We start from the raw sequence: 16,567 nt of genomic DNA, 5'->3' as shown, positions 1-16,567 counted from the left end.
CCGGGTTTGGGAATTTTTTTCAAAGGTGTTTATATGCAGATTCCTGCTTGTTGGAGCACATTTCAATCAGAGTGTGAGAACAAGCGGTTAGGAATCGGAGTGTAAGTCGCCTTTGAAGGAAATTCCGGGTTTGGGAATTTTTTTCAAAGGTGTTTATATGCAGATTCCTGCTTGTTGGAGCACATTTCAATCAGAGTGTGAAAACAAGCGGTTAGGAATCGGAGTGTAAGTCGCCATCACGAATATTCCTCCCCATTCTGTATCCTCGAAATAAAGTAGCGCCCGCAGTTAACAATCCCAATTGCACTGACTGAAATACTGACTAATTCCAAAGCACCCGTTAAACAAAGAAAAGTGATTAAAGTGAAGCTAATAAAGACAAGCAACCAGATTCCCTGATATAGATCACCTATCAGTATTGCCTTGGTGATGACAGTGATGCCGATGATAATCAGTTGACTGATAACACTCAGTCCCATCACGTACCACATGCCCGGCTTCCCGTAGGTGGTCCTCCCAAGAATTGGATATTCTGAAATGATGACGACCAAGCAAATGCTTAGTAATACATTGAATAAATGGATCCAAATCAAATTTTCATTTTTCGTCGTTTCTTTTCCCATAAAAATCGATCACCGCAGGAACTTTCGCGATAAAAATGGCTTTCAAGAATTAACCGGCTCTCATTATGATCGATTAACTAGCCGCTGGTAAACAGTCGTCGTCAGCCAGTACACCCCGAGGTAACACGCAACTAATAAGGCAATGGTAGCAGCACTAACCGTCATTAACAGCTTAAGGTTATACATCGAAAAGATGGTTAAAACACTCCTTATTGCTGGAAACGCAAAGCCAAGGTGAATGACTGCACCCACAATTGGCAACATGAATACCAACAGAACCTGACTATGAATGGCCTTTTTGCTTTCGGCTTGACTAAGACCCACCTGCTGCATTGTTTGAAACCGCTTTGCATCAGCGATCCCTTCTGAGACCTGCTTATAATAAATGATTAAAGCCGTCGCCAAACTCATCGTAATGCTAATCAAAATGCCGACAAATAGAAAGCCACCAAACAGCGACTTGAATAAGGCTTGCTGAATGACCTTAGAAGATAGTTCAGTGTTCTGTAAGTGAAGCGTTTGTTGAAGGATGAACGAAAAACGCTTTTGATTCTGCTTTGAACCACTCAGATTAAAGCCCTGAAGATATAGCCAGGGAGTTGGGTTAATTTGTTGCGCCAGCCGTTCATTAGCAGTAATCACATAGACCGGTTGAAAAATGGAATGCTGATAATTAACCGCCATTTTAAAGTGATGAATTACTTTAACCGGATACTTTTTGCCATTAAGGGTTATCCAATGATTCCGATAACTATTATCGGGGGTATAGATCAATAAATGGTTTCCCGTTAATTGTCGATGGGTTCCCTGAACTTGGTTATACTCACCAATTGTTAAGGTCCCTAGTTGGTGAGAAGTCTTACTCGATTCATTTTTGACAAAGCGATCGGCTTTCAAATTCCCAGCTGTCGGGGTCGTCATGCGATATTGACGACGGCTGCTCATTTTAACGTCAGTCTGCTTAGCAATCTGCGCAGTTCTTGACCTCATCTGCTGACTGATCGGTTGCGGTGTTGTCGTTATAATGTCGTATGGATTCCAAAGTTGAACCAAGTTCTGCTCACCCACAAATAAACTCGTGGTCGCAATAATTGTGACCAAAATTGACGTGCACAATAAACAAATGGACGCTAGCCCAGCCCCATTCTGCTTCATCCGGTAAAGCATCCCCGAAATTGAAATAAAGTGATTAGGTTGGTAATAGAAAGCTGGTTTTGATTTCAAAAATTTAAGAAAAATGATGCTGCCAGTTATAAACACCAGGTAAGTGCCCATAACCACCAAAATAACGGCAATCATGAATCTGAGAATGGATCCTGCATTCGGCTTGGTCGTGACTGCTATAAAATAACCACTTCCCAGCAGGATGACACCAATCATCCCCGTTAGCCACCGGCTCTTAGGCTCCTGCTCACCTTTTTCAGATAATTTCCACAGATCAACCGGCCTAATTTGCCGGATACGCAGAAAATCATAGGCTAAAATTGCCACAAAGGTTAGGCCAAATATCATCGTGACGATCACTACAGCGCTCATCGAAAAGGTCTCCTTGATCCGATAATCGGCTAATAATCGCTGTAACACAAGGAACGCTAATTTAACAAAGGTCATTCCTAACACAAACCCAATGATCAAGCTGACAAGATATAGACAGACGTTCTCAATGATCAAGATGATTCGCAGATCATTTCTGGTAAGGCCCAGCATGTTATACAAGCCCAACTCTTGATTCCGGCGTTTCATCAAAAAACTGTTGACGTAGAACATAAAGATAACGGCGATCATGACCACGAATACCAACCCAATGCCAATAATATTAATCAGAATATCGCCGTTCATTGAGTGTTTTAAACTGTGATTTGCCAATAAATTCCAAAAAATATAATTAATCGCAATCAGCACTGAACTGGCCAACACAAACAAGCCATTTTCTCTGCCGTGGTGGGTCAAGCTATGACTAGCTAATTTCCAGTGAATCATGATTGAACCTCCTCACTTGCTAAGGCAGTTAAGCTCCCCGTGATTTTTGCAAGGTAAGCCGATTGATCTTGATCCCCTCTAATTAACTCATGGAAGATCACCCCATCCTTAATAAAAAGTGTCCGCTTGGAATGGCTGGCGGTGACCGCACTATGGGTAACCATCAAAATTGTCTGGCCTTGATTATTCACCTGATCAAATAGTTGCAAAAGACTCGTCGCGTTATGGGAATCCAATGCCCCGGTTGGTTCGTCAGCCAATAATAATTGCGGTTGCGTGATGAGTGCCCGGGCTGCCGCTACTCTTTGCCGTTGACCACCAGAAATTTCATATGGATATCGGTCGAGGATGCTCGTGATCTCCAACTGGGCTGCCAATGGCTTCAATCGTTGAATCATGTCCTGATGTGATTTTTTTGCTAAAACCAATGGCAGGAAAATGTTGTCACGGTTGTTAAAAGTGTTCAATAAATTAAAGTTTTGAAAGACAAAGCCCAATTGTTCCCTGCGAAACTTTGCGGCGTTTCGCTCAGTTAATTCATTTAAGTCCTGGCCTTCCAGCTTAATTGTGCCGCTGCTGGCTTTGTCTAAAGTGGCAATAATATTCAGTAACGTCGTTTTCCCAGCTCCTGATTCACCCATGATTGCGACATAATCGCCGGCTTCAACGGTGAGAGAAATATCTTTTAAAGCAACGATCTGCTGACTATTTTCTTTAAAGATCCGGCGAATGTGTTCCAAGGTTAATAGTGGCATGATTCTGATCTCCTTTGATTTGTTAAAGCCAGTATAAAAGGCTGCCAGCTCTCAGACCAGTTACGGTCTAGTTAGCAACCTTACAATTTGTTATTTAACTTGAAATGATCATTTTGAAAAGCGAGGGTGACCGTGGTTCCGACATTTTCCGTCGAAGTGATGGTTAGTTTTTCCCCCAATAAAGTTGCCACCTGATGGGCCATGTAGAGACCCATTCCGGTCGCTGCCTGCTTTTGGCGACCATTTTGGCCAGTGAATCCTGGCTCAAAAACTCGCGGCAGATCACTGGCAGAAATACCAATGCCATGATCAGTAATGGTTAACTGATTATTTCGCCAAGCAATCTCAATCGTACTCTTCGGATTTGAATATTTCAGTGCGTTAAAAATAACTTGCCTCAAGATGAACCCTAACCATTTTTTATCCGTTAAAACTTGCGTTTGATCAAAATGCAAGTTCGGTGTCAGCTTTTTATTAATGAAAAAGATTGAATAATCTTTGATGATTGCCGTCACCATTTCTTTCGGAGACTGCCAGGTGAAATCCAAGTCGTGGTGGAAATCTGCCAACCGTTCATAATTTAACAACAAATCCATTTGGTTATTGATCAACTGAATTTGCTGCTGAAGTTCATCACTGGCAACCGCATCGTTATTTTCTGCTAATAGTTGTAATGCAGTTAAAGGTAATTTGATTTCATGACTCCAAAGCATTAAGTAATCTTGCTTTTGAGCCATGCGTTGCGTTAATTGTCGCTGTTGTTCATCTTGTTGCTGCTTGATTGTCGCTAATGCTTGCCAATAAGGTTTTAATGAAGCTTGTCTAGGTTCCTTGGGAAGGATGTTCTGCTTAATGGCATGATCTAAATTCTTAATAACTACATATTGCGACCAGATCCGGTATCCAAGCACGATGATGATCGGAATCCAGGTGAATCGAAACAGCTCACCGACAATTTCTTCAGGAATGCGATATAACCAGCAAAGGCCCCCAAACATAACCAAAATACCAATGTACAAGAGGATGAGGGGAATTTGTGATAAAAGCAACTGCTTGATTTGATTTTTAAATTTCATCAGCCGTCACCAACCGATACCCGCGTCCACGCTCTGTTACGAGGCGATCCCGCAGTCCAACTTGGGCTAACTTTTCTCGCAAACGACTTATATTTACGTTTAAAACGCCATCCTCAATAAACAAACCACCTTGCCAAATGTTTTGCATTAATTGTTGTTTGGTCACTAATTTGCCACTGTTAAGGAACAATATCTTGAGAATCGTTGCTTCAGTGGGCGTTAACTTCACCGCGCTATCTTGATGTGTTAATTCATTGGTTAAAATATTCAGTTGGTAGTCCTCATAAGCTAAAGTTTCTACCGGGATGGTTTCACGTTTGGTTCGCCGAAGAACAGCTTGAATCTTTGAAATCAACACATTGAGTGAAAACGGCTTAACGATATAGTCATCTGCGCCAGTTGCGATCGCCCGAACGGCATTAGGATCCATGTCGGCTGCCGAAACAAAGATCACCGGAACATCTGACACTTGCCGCAACTGATTGGTCCAGTAAAACCCGTCAAAGGTTGGCAAAGTAATGTCCATAATGACGATATCTGGTTGAAAGTGTTGGATTTCAAGCACAACGTTATCCCAATCAGAAACGGTTTGGGCTTGATAATGCCACTTGTTAAATTCTTTGATCATTGCATTCGTAATGGATCGATCATCTTCAACAATAAAAATTGTCGCCATAGTTTGCCTCCGTCATCAAGAAATCCTTCATGAATTAATGATACCATTCAGGCCAATAAAAGAAGAATTGAGATATATTAATTTCCAATCAATAAATCCCTACTATTAGGACTAAAGCTGCGCCAAACGGATAATTATGGCCATTTAAACCAAAAAGGCAATGCATTCTCTCTAAAAACCAGAATGCATTGCCCTTTTCACTTGAATTCTGGGATCAGATCGACTGTTTGTCCCATTCTTTCAAAAAAATTATTCATTATCTTGAGGTTCGTCTGTTCCTGACTGCTGATCAGACCCATCATCTGGCGTTTGTGAATGGCCATCTGAATTATCATTATCGTCCTCATCTTCTTGCTTCTCAACTTTTGCCATCGTCGCAACCTTGGCATCATCGTCCATTCTGATTAAATGAACCCCAAGCGTTGCCCGGCCAGTCTGAGAAACATCATCAACATCGAAACGAATCATGACCCCTTTATCGGTGATTAGCATGATATCTTCGGCACCGGTAACCGTTGTCAAGCCAGCCAACGGTCCGTTTTTCTCGGTAATATTGGCGGTCTTAATTCCTTTACCACCACGGCCTTTAATTGGATATTCTGCAGCAGCCGTTCGTTTACCATAACCATTTTCGGAAATGATGAAGACCTCGCTGTTTGGCTTCAATGTATCAGCACCAACAACATAGTCATTCTCCCGAAGTCTGATTCCGCGAACACCGGTTGCCGAACGACCCATTGACCGAACATCGGCAGCTTTGAAACTCACAGCGTAACCCTTATGCGTTCCAATAATAATGTTTTGATCTTGTTCAACAATCAACACATTAATCACTTGGTCATCATCTTTCAGATGGATGGCCTTTAACCCGTTACTCCGAATGTTGGCAAATTCTTCTACCGAAGTCCGTTTAACCGTTCCGTGTAATGTGACGAAGAACAAGTCTTTTTCGATATCCTTATTCTTATCGGAAATATTAATGACGGCTTCGATCTTTTCGTCGTTATTGATGTTTAACAGGTTAATGATTGGAATTCCTTTAGCCGAACGACCGTATTCAGGAATTTCATAACCCTTCATCCGGTAAACTTTTCCCGCATCGGTAAAGAATAAGAGTACATCATGAGTAGACGTTGAAACCAAATGTTCCACAAAGTCGTCGTTATGAACACCCATTCCTTGAACACCCCGGCCACCACGGTTTTGAGCTTTGAATTCAGTGGTTGGAAGGCGTTTGATGTAGCCATTGTGGGTCAAGGAAATAATCACGTCTTCTTCTTCGATCAAATCTTCATCTTCAAGGCTAAGGACTTCACCAACCAAGAGTTCAGTTCGACGGGGATCACCGAATTTATGTTGAATTTCAAGCAATTCTTCGTAAATGATTTGGTTAACCCGGTCACGACTCGCAAGAATTGCCTTGTAGTCTTCGATGTCTTTCATCAACTGGGCATATTCTTTTTCAATCTTGTCACGTTCCAAACCGGTTAATCTAACCAATCGCATATCCAGAATGGCTTGGGCTTGTTTGTCATCCAATCCAAATCCTTCGATCAATTGGTTCTTAGCAACATCCCCAGTTTGCGAACCTCGGATAATCTTGATAATTTCATCAATGTGATCCAAAGCAATTCGCAATCCTTCGAGGATGTGAGCTCGGGCTTGAGCCTTCTTTAATTCATACTGAGTCCGGCGTTTGATCACTTCAACTTGATGTTCCAAATAATAATTTAGAATTTCTTTCAAGCTGAGGATCTTTGGCGTTCCCTTAACGATTGCCAACATGTTAAAGCTAAACGATGTCTGCATTAACGTTAATTTATATAAATTATTCAAAATGACTTCGGCACTGGCATCCCGCCGAATATCGATCACAACCCGCATTCCTTCACGGTCGGATTCATCGTTAATATCAGTGATGCCTTCAATCCGTTTATCCCGGGCAAGTTCAGCGATTCGCTCAATTAATTTAGCTTTGTTGACCATGTAAGGTAATTCAGTCGCAATGATGCGCTGTTTGCCATCTGGCTTACCTTCAATTTCAACTTTAGCCCGAACAATAATTGACCCTTTACCAGTTTCATAAGCTTTCCGGATTCCGGATTTACCCATAACCACTCCGCCAGTTGGGAAGTCAGGTCCAGGCAAAACTTCCATTAAATCAGCGGTCGTTGCTTCTGGATTGTTCATTAGCACGTGGATTGCACTGATGACTTCAGACAAGTTATGCGGTGGAATGTTAGTTGCCATCCCGACAGCAATTCCTGAAGCGCCATTGACTAATAAGTTGGGAAAACGAGATGGTAAAACGCTGGGTTCACGTTCTGTACCATCGTAGTTAGGTTGGAAATCAATGGTATCTTTGTTGATATCACGAAGCATTTCCATTGCAATTTTGCTCAAGCGGGCTTCGGTATAACGCATGGCAGCCGCACCATCACCATCGACAGAACCAAAGTTACCGTGACCATCAACTAACATGTAGCGATAACTGAATGGTTGAGCCATTCGGACCATTGATTCATAAACTGCGGTATCACCGTGGGGATGGTACTTACCTAAGACATCCCCAACAATTCTGGCAGATTTTTTGTAAGGTTTATCAGGCGTAACCCCTAACTCATGCATATCGTATAAAATACGGCGATGAACAGGTTTGAGGCCGTCTCGAACATCAGGTAAAGCACGCGCAACAATTACACTCATTGCGTAATCAAGAAAAGATGTCCGCATTTTCTTGGATAGGTCAACATTGGTTATTCGACCTGGAAAGTCTCCATTGTTGTCATTTTCGTTGGCCAAACTATTTACCTCCATTCATATCAAGGGAAGAAGTCGATGTTTCATGTGAAACATTAATTTTTATTTCTGAGGAACAACTATTTATGTCGATAGGTGTTCGTTGCTGCTATATGGCGGCAAGGTACATTAACAAGCACCGTGACTTCACGCTACATAGTGGAAACGTGCTCCACCAAGCAATAGCCTGCACATAAGCACTATACTCAAACTTCTATAGATTAGGACCGCTCCGTAAAGCAGAAGTCTGCATGTAAGCACCACTGAGAAAAATTCCAGAACCGGGAATTTCCCTCAGCGGAGACTTACACTCCAACTTCTAATCGCTTTACTCCGCTCACTATTCTATACATCCAAATTCTCCACAAACGTTGCATTATCTTCAATAAACTCACGTCTTGGTTCCACTTTGTCACCCATTAACATTGAGAATACTCTGTCTGCTTCTGCAGCATCCGAAGATTCCACGCGCAACAAGTGCCGGTTCTCTGGGTTCATTGTTGTGTCCCAGAGTTGTTCCGCATCCATTTCACCTAAACCTTTGTATCGTTGAATAACAGGCTTTGGTGATGGTTGCAATGTTCCCAAGAATTGGTTTAAGTCTTCATCAGAATCAATGTATCTTGACATTTTTCCTTGACGAACTTGATACAGTGGTGGCTGAGCGACGTAAACGTAGCCTGCGTCGATCAGCGGCCTCATGTATCGATAGATGAGTGTCAACAGTAATGTTTGAATATGCGCCCCATCGACATCGGCATCAGTCATGATGATTAATTTATGGTAGTTAACTTTTGATAACTCAAAGTCTTCCCCAAAACCAGTTCCCATTGCCGTAAACAGTGACCTAATTTCTTCATTCGCCAAAATTCGGTCCATGCTGGCTTTTTCAACGTTCAGAATTTTCCCTCGAATTGGCAAAATAGCTTGGGTTAATCGGGACCGCCCCTGCTTGGCTGAACCACCGGCAGAATCCCCCTCGACAATAAACAATTCAGAAATTCGGGGGTCCTTACTGGTGTTATCAGCTAACTTACCGGGTAAGTTACTGATTTCCAAGCCACTCTTTTTTCGAGTGACTTCACGGGCCCGTTTGGCTGCGGACCGGGCTTTTGACGCTAACAAGCCACGGTCGACAATCTTGCGCGCCATTTTTGGATTTTCCATCAGGAATTTAGAGAAGTGGTCACTAAAGATCCGGTCAGTAACGGTTCTAGCATCCGAATTTCCCAGCTTGGTCTTAGTTTGACCCTCAAATTGAGGGTCTGGATGCTTGATGCTGACAACCGCAGTCGTTCCCTCACGCACATCTTCACCTGAAAGGTTGGCTTCATTATCTTTGAGGAGCTTATTTTTGCGGGCGTAGTCATTGATCACTCGGGTCAAAGCACGCTTGAAGCCCTCTTCATGAGTCCCACCTTCGTAGGTATGAATGTTATTGGTAAATGTCATCAACGTATTGTGGTAATCATTGGTATATTGAATGGCTACTTCAACGGTGATCCCGTTTAGGACACCTTCAACGTAGATTGGTTCATCAAGTAGTGTTTCTTTACTTTTGTCCAAGTATTCAACGTAATGCCTAATGCCACCCTCATACATAAAGTCCTTTTCGGTTGGTTTTTCAGGCCGTAGATCCCGAATCACAATTCGCAAGCCTTTATTCAAGAATGCTAATTCACGTAATCGAGCAGTTAACACCTTGATGTCATAAGTTGTTGTTTCACGGAAAATATCTGGATCCGGCAAGAAATGAACTCGGGTCCCATGCAAATCATCAGAAACTTCTTTGATGACTTTCATCTTGGTCTTAACGTGACCGCGAGTGAAGTCCATGTAATAAACTTTACCGTCGCGAGTCACTTCAACATCAAGTTCAGAGGACAGCGCGTTCACAACTGATGCGCCCACTCCATGCAGCCCACCAGAAACTTTATAACCGCCGCCGCCAAATTTTCCACCGGCATGTAAGATCGTGAAGACCGTTTCCAAAGCGGGCTTGCCGGTCTTCTTTTGGATATCAACTGGAATTCCCCGGCCGTCATCGGTCACAGTAATGCTGTTATCCTTTTCGATGGTAACGGTAATTTTGCTGGCAAATCCTGCCAAGGCTTCATCAATTCCGTTATCGACAATTTCCCATACTAAATGGTGAAGGCCTTGTGAGCTGGTTGTTCCGATGTACATTCCGGGACGTTTTCTAACCGCTTCAAGCCCTTCCAAAACTTGAATCTGGCTCGCGTCATATTCGTGAGCTAATTCTTTTTTAGTTTCTTTTTCATCAGCCATATTGTGTCTCCTTCACTACTTTTCCAAGCGAACATTACCGTCATCAATTCGAAATATTTTAGGGTTGGTTAATAATTCCTGCTGAACACCGCTGAGGCTGGTCGTTGTCAAAAACGTTTGTACTTTATCTTGAATGGCAGTCAGTAAGTGGGTCTGGCGAAAATCATCCAGCTCGGATAAAACGTCATCTAATAATAAAATCGGATATTCATCGGTTTGTTCTTTCATTAAATCAATTTCAGCCAACTTAACTGAAAGCGCGGTTGTCCGCTGTTGGCCCTGAGAACCAAACGATTGGACCTCTTTATCATTAATGACAAAATTCAGGTCATCCCGGTGAGGACCGATCAAGGTGGTTGAACGCATGATTTCTTTTTCTTTAATTTGTGCGAATTGCTTCAATAAGTTGCGATAAATCGTTTCGACTGAAGACAGCTGATCACTGTCAACGGCTGTTTTGTAGGCAAAAGCCAGGTCTTCTTTACCTTGTGAAATCTCTGAATGAACAACCTTTGCAAATTTTTCCAGTTTCTTAACCAGCTGCAGTCTTTGAAAAATGATCTCAGCACCATAGGCCGAAAGCTGATCGGATAAGACATCCAAGTAAACCCGATCAGATTGAACCTTGTGATGGAGATCTCTTAAGTAACGATTTCGTTGCTTTAATATCTTCTTATATTGAGCGGAATCGTATAAATAGCGATTACTCATCTGACCAAATTCCATGTCCATGAATTTTCGTCGAACTTGGGGAGCACCCTTCACGATTGAAAGATCCTCTGGGGCAAATAAAATCACATTGAGTTGGCCAACATAGCTTGAAAGCTTTGCCTGCTCTAAATGATTCACCTTCGCCCGCTTACCTTTAGGTCCCAAATCAAGTTCAATTGGTACCGATCCCAGTCTTTTTTGAAGAATCCCCTTAATCTGAGCAGTTTGACTGTCCCAGTTAATAAGTTCTTTTTCATTATTCGTTCGATGGCTTCTGGTTAACGCTAAAACGTATATTGCTTCAAGCAGGTTCGTTTTCCCTTGAGCATTTTCACCAAGAAACACGTTAATCCCATCCGAAAAATTAAGACTTTGATCGACATAATTACGAAAATGATGGAGCTCAATTTTCGTTAATTTCATTCAGAACCCTGCTTTGAATGAATAAAAAATAAGCCAACATCAGGAACCTCAACGTGATCACCATCGTATAATTTTCTGCCACGACGATCATCAGGCTCATCATTGACATTAACCGAATTTTCTTTTAAGAACCATTTCGCTTGACCACCACTACTAATAATTGCTTCTTCTTTAAGTAACTGGCCGAGCGTGATATATGGTCCATCAATGAGTATCTCTTTTTTCACAATTTCACCCACCTTTTACATATAGTATTATACCTCTAATTTCATCAAAAGTACATGCTAACAACGATTCTTGGGCATTCTCAGAACTTTTTGAGTTTTTGGGTATTTTTATCAAAAAATAGTGAAAGTTGCTAGAAACTACGTATATGAGCAATTAAATAAATCCGGGATCCTTTTTTGCTCGGAAAACAGACTGATAACTAAATGACGTTTCACATTTTTCACAAAGTCCATCTGTAAAACTAAAAAGACCTACCATCGTGATGAAGGTAAGTCTTAGTTAAAATCATAATTTTATTTTAGTAGTTGTCTGACTTCTAGAAGGTTCTGATTGGCGTAATTAATTGAATAAAACTATCACTATCTTCAGTTGGCGTTAACGTAAATGGTCGCAGTGCCGAGGTGAAATCAACATTAATGGTTGATTGGCTGAACGAACGGAGGGCATCCTTCATATAATCTGGGTTGAACGAAATCTCCAGTTGATTGCCATCAACACTCTTTGGTTCTAAATCTTCTTCAACGTTACCAACATCTGGGGAGTTGCCGTAAATTGTGACCGATTTTTGATCGGGATCCACGGTAATCTTGACCACATTATTCCTTGATTCGTGTGACAGAAGTGATGCCCGTTCGATGGCAGCTAATAGTTCTGGCGCCTCAAATGAAATTCTGGTGTCGTGAGAATCGGGAATTAATCTGGTGGTATCAGGATAGTTGCCTTCTAGTAGCCGAGAATAAAACAGGGTGTCGCCAATGACGAATAAAGCTTGGTTTTCACTGACAGACAATGAAACTTCCTCTTGATCATCGTCGATCATTCTGGATAATTCAGTCAAACTTTTGCCGGGGATGACAAAATCATAGGAACCTTCAATGGCATTTTCAAGGGTCACTTTCCGTTGGCTTAATCGATGGCTGTCGGTTGCAACTGCCATAACGTGGTTTTCAGAAATTACAAAATGAACCCCAGTCAAAATTGGGCGACTTTCTTGATTAGAAACCGCAACCACTGTCTGGCTGATAATTTGCTTGAATAGATCTGAGGCCAAAGGAATCGACGTGTTGGTTTGAATTTCTGGTAAATGAGGGTAGTTATTGGCATCTAAACCATTAATGGTAAATGAAGACTGACCAGAGGTAATCATGGTTTGGAAGTTGTCGCCGACTTCGATTGTAATCGTATCTTGTGGTAATTTTTTAACAATTTCAGTAAAGAACCTAGCAGGTAACACAATGGCACCGGCTGATTCTACCGCTAGCATGTTGTCCGGATTATCTGCTTTAATGGTTGTTTCAATAGAGATGTCCGCGTCACTACCTGTTAAGACAATAGCAGCTTGACTCGCAACTAACTTGAGTCCAGTCAAGATAGGAATTGTTGTTTTGGTAGAGATTGCTCTGGCTACCGTATTTAATGCTTTTGTAAATGCTGTTCGACCAATTGTAAATTTCATACTTTGAATCAACCTCCCGGAAAGTGGTGAAGAATATATATTTAATTAATAAAAGAAAAAGAAGTAATAGTAGGCACTGTGGAAATGTGGATAACTTTTCTGAAGTCTTTAGTTATCGCTAAGAAAGCTGTGGATAAAACTGTGCACAACTTTTACCTTTTGCTATTAATTATCCACAGGCAATTATACCATTTTAGTTGAGTGCACTTTTTATATCCGCAATTTCTTTTCGTAAATCTGCATCAATTTTAACGATTTCGGCAATTTTATCGCAAGCATGAATGACAGTGGTGTGATCTTTGCCACCAAATTCTTTTCCAATTTTAGGCAAAGAATTGCTGGTCATTTCCCGTGACAGGTACATTGCAATCTGGCGCGGCATCACGATTGATTTCATGCGCTTTTTTCCCTTTAAGTCATTAATGGACACATGAAAATAATTGGCGACCTTGTTTTGGATGTCGACAATTGAGAGCTCTCGGTTCGCTTTGGTTAACTTGAGGCCGCGTAATGCTTCATAAACCAGATCGGTTGTAACCGGCTCGTTTTTGAGCTTTGAGTAGGCTTGAACCCTTGATAGAGCGCCTTCTAGTTCCCGGACGTTGGAATCAATTTGGCCGGCAATGTAGGCTAAAGTATCGTTTGGAATCGAAAGGTTATCCAGTTTGGCTTTATTTTTCAAGATCGCAATTCGTGTTTCTAAATCAGGTGGCGTAATGTCAACTGGTAGCCCCCAGGCAAAACGTGATACCAAGCGTTCCTGAAGCTTGGGAATTTCTTGGGGGACCCGATCGGATGTCAAAACGATTTGTTTATTGTTATTGTAGAGCGCATTAAAAGTATGGAAGAATTCTTCTTGCGTTCCTTCCTTTTGGGCGAAGAATTGAATATCATCAACCATTAAAATATCGACATCTCGATATTCCCGCCGAAATTCTTCGGTGCGGTTTGTTTGAATTGCGTTGATAAAGTCATTTGTAAAGGCTTCACTGGTCACGTATTTAACGTTCGTTTCTGGATGATCTTCCAGGCGTTTATTACCAATCGCTTGCATCAAGTGGGTTTTGCCAAGACCGACACCACCGTAGAAAAACAGTGGGTTGTAAAGTTTCCCAGGTTCCTCTGAGACGATGAGTGCCGCAGCGTGAGCCATTTGATTTCCTTTGCCGATAATAAAATTATCGAACGTATAGTTTGGGTTAAGATGAGCTTCTTTGCTGAAACCCATATCTCCCTTAGGTAAGCCGTCTGAACTGGTTGACGGCGCTTCAGGTTTTGGTTCTTCCTTTTGGATATCGGAATCGAGAATAAATTTAGGTTCGATGTTTCCCTTGGTGATGATATAGGCATATTCAATCAAGTTGGGAGCCAGTTGTTGTTTCCAGTAGTCCAAGTGTAATTCAGAAGGTAGAGCTAAAGTAAGTGTGGCACCGTCAAAGCTAACGGGTGTAACCGGCTTGATCCAGGTGTCGTAAGTCAGATCAGTCGTATTGCTACGAAATTGATCGCTTAATTTTTGCCATAAAGAATCCTTATCGAGCACTTTAAATTTCCCCCTCTGATTTTTGAGTCGTTTTTGAAAAGCAAATTAATTCTAGCATTCCCGATAAAAGTTTTCCACAGGCAAAAAGGACCTGTGCATAAATGTTTCACAGGGAGTGTAAAAAGGTATAACCCACTTGTGGATAAGTGTAAAACAACAGTGAAAATATGGGTTAATCACAGGTGACTGTGGATAACTAAAACTAATATCATCGGCTTTTCTAACAAAAAACAAAAAGAAATCCACACCCTGTGGATAACTTTACAAACAATCTGTTTCTCTGTGGATAACCTTGTTCATAGTGACCAAAAAAGTCAGTCAACTTTCCGGAGTTATCCACACTAATTGTTCATGAAACAAATTTTAAATTTTTTTATTTTTATCTGAACAGTCAAAAGCCTATTCCATTAATTGGTAATCTATGTTAATATGTTTGGGAAATGCATTTGAACATCTGTCATTAAATGCTTAAACGCGACTTCGAAGTAAAGGAGGATTTCAAAATGAAAAGAACATATCAACCAAAGAAGCGTCATCGCGCTCGCGTTCATGGTTTCCGTAAACGCATGAGCAGCAGCAATGGTCGTAAAGTGTTAGCACGTCGCCGTCAAAAGGGTAGAAAATCATTGTCTGTATAGACCACTGACCATTCAGTGGTCTTTTTCATATTTTTTTATCAAATTTATGGAGATGGATCATGCGAAAATCATATCGAGTAAAAAAAGAGTCGGAGTTTCAAAAGGTATTTGAGATTCATAACTCGGTTGCAAATCGTCAATTTGTTGTCTATACATTAGACAAGCCGAATCAGCCACATTTTCGCGTCGGAATTTCTGTAGGTAAAAAGATTGGTAATGCCGTACATAGGAACTGGGTGAAGAGGCGGATTCGGCAGTCATTGCTTGAATTGAAGCCTGATTTGCGACAAGATGTTGACTTCATCGTGATAGCCCGCCCATCAACGGATCAAATGTCAATGAAAGACGTTAAAGCCGGCTTGATTCACGTACTTAAGTTAGCAAAGCTGATCGATTCCAACTATGATAGTGGGGAAAAACGTTGAAAAAGAGAATAAAGAAATTACTGGTATTACTGTCACTCGTGAGTTTGACAGTTGTCCTTTCCGCCTGTAGCAATGCACCAATCACCAATCACAGTACTGGTATTTGGGATGGTTGGGTTGTTCTAAACTTCTCACGGGCAATTATTTGGTTGTCCAAGTTCTTTAGTGATAACTATGGAATGGGAATTATTATCTTTACCATTCTGGTCCGAATTGTCATCTTGCCACTGATGGTTTACCAAACCAGAAGTATGCGAAAGACCCAGGAAGTTCAGCCGCAACTGAAAGCTTTGCAGAAGAAATATTCTTCCCGTGATGCTGAAACGATGCAAAAGCTTCAGGCTGAGCAGAAGAAACTTTATGCCGAAGCTGGGATCAACCCAATTGCTGGTTGTTTGCCACTGATTGTGCAGATGCCAATCCTGTTTGCTTTGTATCAAGCAATCTGGCGAACCCATATTTTGAGAAGTGGGACGTTCTTATGGCTGCAACTTGGTCATCCAGATCCATACTTCATTTTACCAATCCTGGCGGCGGTCTTTACGTTCATTTCATCCTGGTTGGCGATGAAGGGTCAACCGGAATCAAATTCGATGACCACGATGATGACGGTCGGAATGCCGTTCTTTATTTTGATTATGGCCGTTAGCTTGCCATCCGCCTTATCACTCTACTGGGTGATCACCAACGCCTTCCAAGTAGGGCAAACGCTGGTTATTCAAAACCCATGGAAGATTCGCCGTGAGCGTGAACAAAAACAACGTGAAGAACGTAATCGTCAGCGAGCAGTTCGAAAGGCGATTAGAAGAGCAAAGAAGAGTAAGAAGAAGTAGACTGACTCATTTAAATGAATCGATTCAATTAAACACAAATCCCGTCTTGGCGCATGGCCTTGGTGGGATTTTTTAAGTGGCATTCAATTAACCGGTTACATTTTCCGGTCGA

14 protein-coding genes are annotated in these 16,567 nt (G+C 41.7%); 3 read left to right on the top strand and 11 right to left on the bottom strand.

Annotated elements, in window-relative coordinates; genetic code table 11:
- Positions 1 to 236 precede the first annotated feature (236 nt).
- From QUF07_RS01565 to dnaA, 11 genes are all read right to left on the bottom strand, one after another.
- The gene (locus QUF07_RS01565; protein WP_217162183.1) at positions 237 to 623 is read right to left on the bottom strand and encodes a hypothetical protein; all 387 of its coding nucleotides are present in this window, start codon (positions 621 to 623) and stop codon (positions 237 to 239) included.
- A gap of 63 nt (positions 624 to 686) precedes the next feature.
- Positions 687 to 2,603: an FtsX-like permease family protein gene (locus tag QUF07_RS01560; RefSeq protein ID WP_289426652.1), complete on the bottom strand. Its 1,917-nt coding sequence runs from the start codon at positions 2,601 to 2,603 to the stop codon at positions 687 to 689.
- A complete protein-coding gene (locus QUF07_RS01555; RefSeq protein ID WP_217162187.1) occupies positions 2,600 to 3,358 on the bottom strand; it encodes an ABC transporter ATP-binding protein in 759 nt (252 codons plus the stop codon). Before QUF07_RS01555 ends, QUF07_RS01560 begins: the two co-directional genes overlap by 4 nt.
- A gap of 80 nt (positions 3,359 to 3,438) precedes the next feature.
- The gene (locus QUF07_RS01550) at positions 3,439 to 4,434 is read right to left on the bottom strand and encodes a sensor histidine kinase (protein WP_217162189.1); all 996 of its coding nucleotides are present in this window, start codon (positions 4,432 to 4,434) and stop codon (positions 3,439 to 3,441) included.
- Entirely contained in the window at positions 4,424 to 5,110 is a 687-nt protein-coding gene (locus QUF07_RS01545) for a response regulator transcription factor (protein WP_289426651.1), read from the bottom strand. The genes QUF07_RS01550 and QUF07_RS01545 overlap by 11 nt, the downstream gene beginning before the upstream one ends.
- Positions 5,111 to 5,359: 249 nt before the next feature.
- The gene (gene gyrA / locus QUF07_RS01540) at positions 5,360 to 7,927 is read right to left on the bottom strand and encodes a DNA gyrase subunit A (protein ID WP_217341714.1); all 2,568 of its coding nucleotides are present in this window, start codon (positions 7,925 to 7,927) and stop codon (positions 5,360 to 5,362) included.
- A gap of 327 nt (positions 7,928 to 8,254) precedes the next feature.
- A complete protein-coding gene (gene gyrB, locus QUF07_RS01535; protein ID WP_217162196.1) occupies positions 8,255 to 10,198 on the bottom strand; it encodes a DNA topoisomerase (ATP-hydrolyzing) subunit B in 1,944 nt (647 codons plus the stop codon).
- A gap of 15 nt (positions 10,199 to 10,213) precedes the next feature.
- A complete protein-coding gene (recF, locus tag QUF07_RS01530; RefSeq protein ID WP_217162197.1) occupies positions 10,214 to 11,332 on the bottom strand; it encodes a DNA replication/repair protein RecF in 1,119 nt (372 codons plus the stop codon).
- Positions 11,329 to 11,571 carry a S4 domain-containing protein YaaA gene (yaaA, locus tag QUF07_RS01525; protein WP_289426650.1) on the bottom strand — a complete coding sequence of 81 codons (243 nt, stop codon included), beginning with the start codon at positions 11,569 to 11,571 and terminating at the stop codon, positions 11,329 to 11,331. The genes recF and yaaA overlap by 4 nt, the downstream gene beginning before the upstream one ends.
- A 305-nt stretch (positions 11,572 to 11,876) precedes the next feature.
- Positions 11,877 to 13,016 (bottom strand): DNA polymerase III subunit beta, encoded by a 1,140-nt coding sequence (gene dnaN, locus QUF07_RS01520; protein ID WP_217162201.1) that lies wholly within the window; start codon positions 13,014 to 13,016, stop codon positions 11,877 to 11,879.
- Between the two features lie 193 nt (positions 13,017 to 13,209).
- Positions 13,210 to 14,559 (bottom strand): chromosomal replication initiator protein DnaA, encoded by a 1,350-nt coding sequence (dnaA, locus tag QUF07_RS01515; RefSeq protein WP_217162203.1) that lies wholly within the window; start codon positions 14,557 to 14,559, stop codon positions 13,210 to 13,212.
- A 503-nt stretch (positions 14,560 to 15,062) separates the two neighbouring features.
- Here dnaA and rpmH point away from each other — a divergent pair.
- Genes rpmH through yidC form a run of 3 tightly spaced genes read left to right on the top strand, consistent with a single transcriptional unit; the run spans position 15,063 to position 16,455 of the window.
- On the top strand, positions 15,063 to 15,197 hold the full coding sequence (gene rpmH, locus QUF07_RS01510; RefSeq protein WP_008857207.1) for a 50S ribosomal protein L34: 135 nt from the start codon (positions 15,063 to 15,065) through the stop codon (positions 15,195 to 15,197).
- A 59-nt stretch (positions 15,198 to 15,256) separates the two neighbouring features.
- Positions 15,257 to 15,622 carry a ribonuclease P protein component gene (rnpA, locus tag QUF07_RS01505; RefSeq protein ID WP_289426649.1) on the top strand — a complete coding sequence of 122 codons (366 nt, stop codon included), beginning with the start codon at positions 15,257 to 15,259 and terminating at the stop codon, positions 15,620 to 15,622.
- Positions 15,619 to 16,455: a membrane protein insertase YidC gene (gene yidC / locus QUF07_RS01500; RefSeq protein WP_054748995.1), complete on the top strand. Its 837-nt coding sequence runs from the start codon at positions 15,619 to 15,621 to the stop codon at positions 16,453 to 16,455. Before rnpA ends, yidC begins: the two co-directional genes overlap by 4 nt.
- The last annotated feature ends 112 nt before the right edge of the window (positions 16,456 to 16,567 follow it).

This window comes from Lentilactobacillus sp. TOM.63 (genome assembly GCF_030361045.1).
Lineage (GTDB): Bacteria > Bacillota > Bacilli > Lactobacillales > Lactobacillaceae > Lentilactobacillus > Lentilactobacillus dabitei.
The sequence above is the reverse complement of the archived record's forward strand: the minus strand, read 5'-3'. Positions and strand labels throughout refer to the sequence as shown.

Excerpts from the sequence above, each read along its gene's own strand:
- QUF07_RS01560 (WP_289426652.1), bottom strand. The coding sequence starts at position 2,603 with ATGATTCACTGGAAATTAGCTAGTCATAGCTTGACCCACCACGGCAGA.
- rpmH (WP_008857207.1), top strand. The coding sequence starts at position 15,063 with ATGAAAAGAACATATCAACCAAAGAAGCGTCATCGCGCTCGCGTTCAT.
- QUF07_RS01545 (WP_289426651.1), bottom strand. The coding sequence starts at position 5,110 with ATGGCGACAATTTTTATTGTTGAAGATGATCGATCCATTACGAATGCA.
- QUF07_RS01550 (WP_217162189.1), bottom strand. The coding sequence starts at position 4,434 with ATGAAATTTAAAAATCAAATCAAGCAGTTGCTTTTATCACAAATTCCC.
- rnpA (WP_289426649.1), top strand. The coding sequence starts at position 15,257 with ATGCGAAAATCATATCGAGTAAAAAAAGAGTCGGAGTTTCAAAAGGTA.
- gyrA (WP_217341714.1), bottom strand. The coding sequence starts at position 7,927 with ATGGAGGTAAATAGTTTGGCCAACGAAAATGACAACAATGGAGACTTT.
- recF (WP_217162197.1), bottom strand. The coding sequence starts at position 11,332 with ATGAAATTAACGAAAATTGAGCTCCATCATTTTCGTAATTATGTCGAT.
- QUF07_RS01555 (WP_217162187.1), bottom strand. The coding sequence starts at position 3,358 with ATGCCACTATTAACCTTGGAACACATTCGCCGGATCTTTAAAGAAAAT.
- gyrB (WP_217162196.1), bottom strand. The coding sequence starts at position 10,198 with ATGGCTGATGAAAAAGAAACTAAAAAAGAATTAGCTCACGAATATGAC.
- dnaN (WP_217162201.1), bottom strand. The coding sequence starts at position 13,016 with ATGAAATTTACAATTGGTCGAACAGCATTTACAAAAGCATTAAATACG.
- QUF07_RS01565 (WP_217162183.1), bottom strand. The coding sequence starts at position 623 with ATGGGAAAAGAAACGACGAAAAATGAAAATTTGATTTGGATCCATTTA.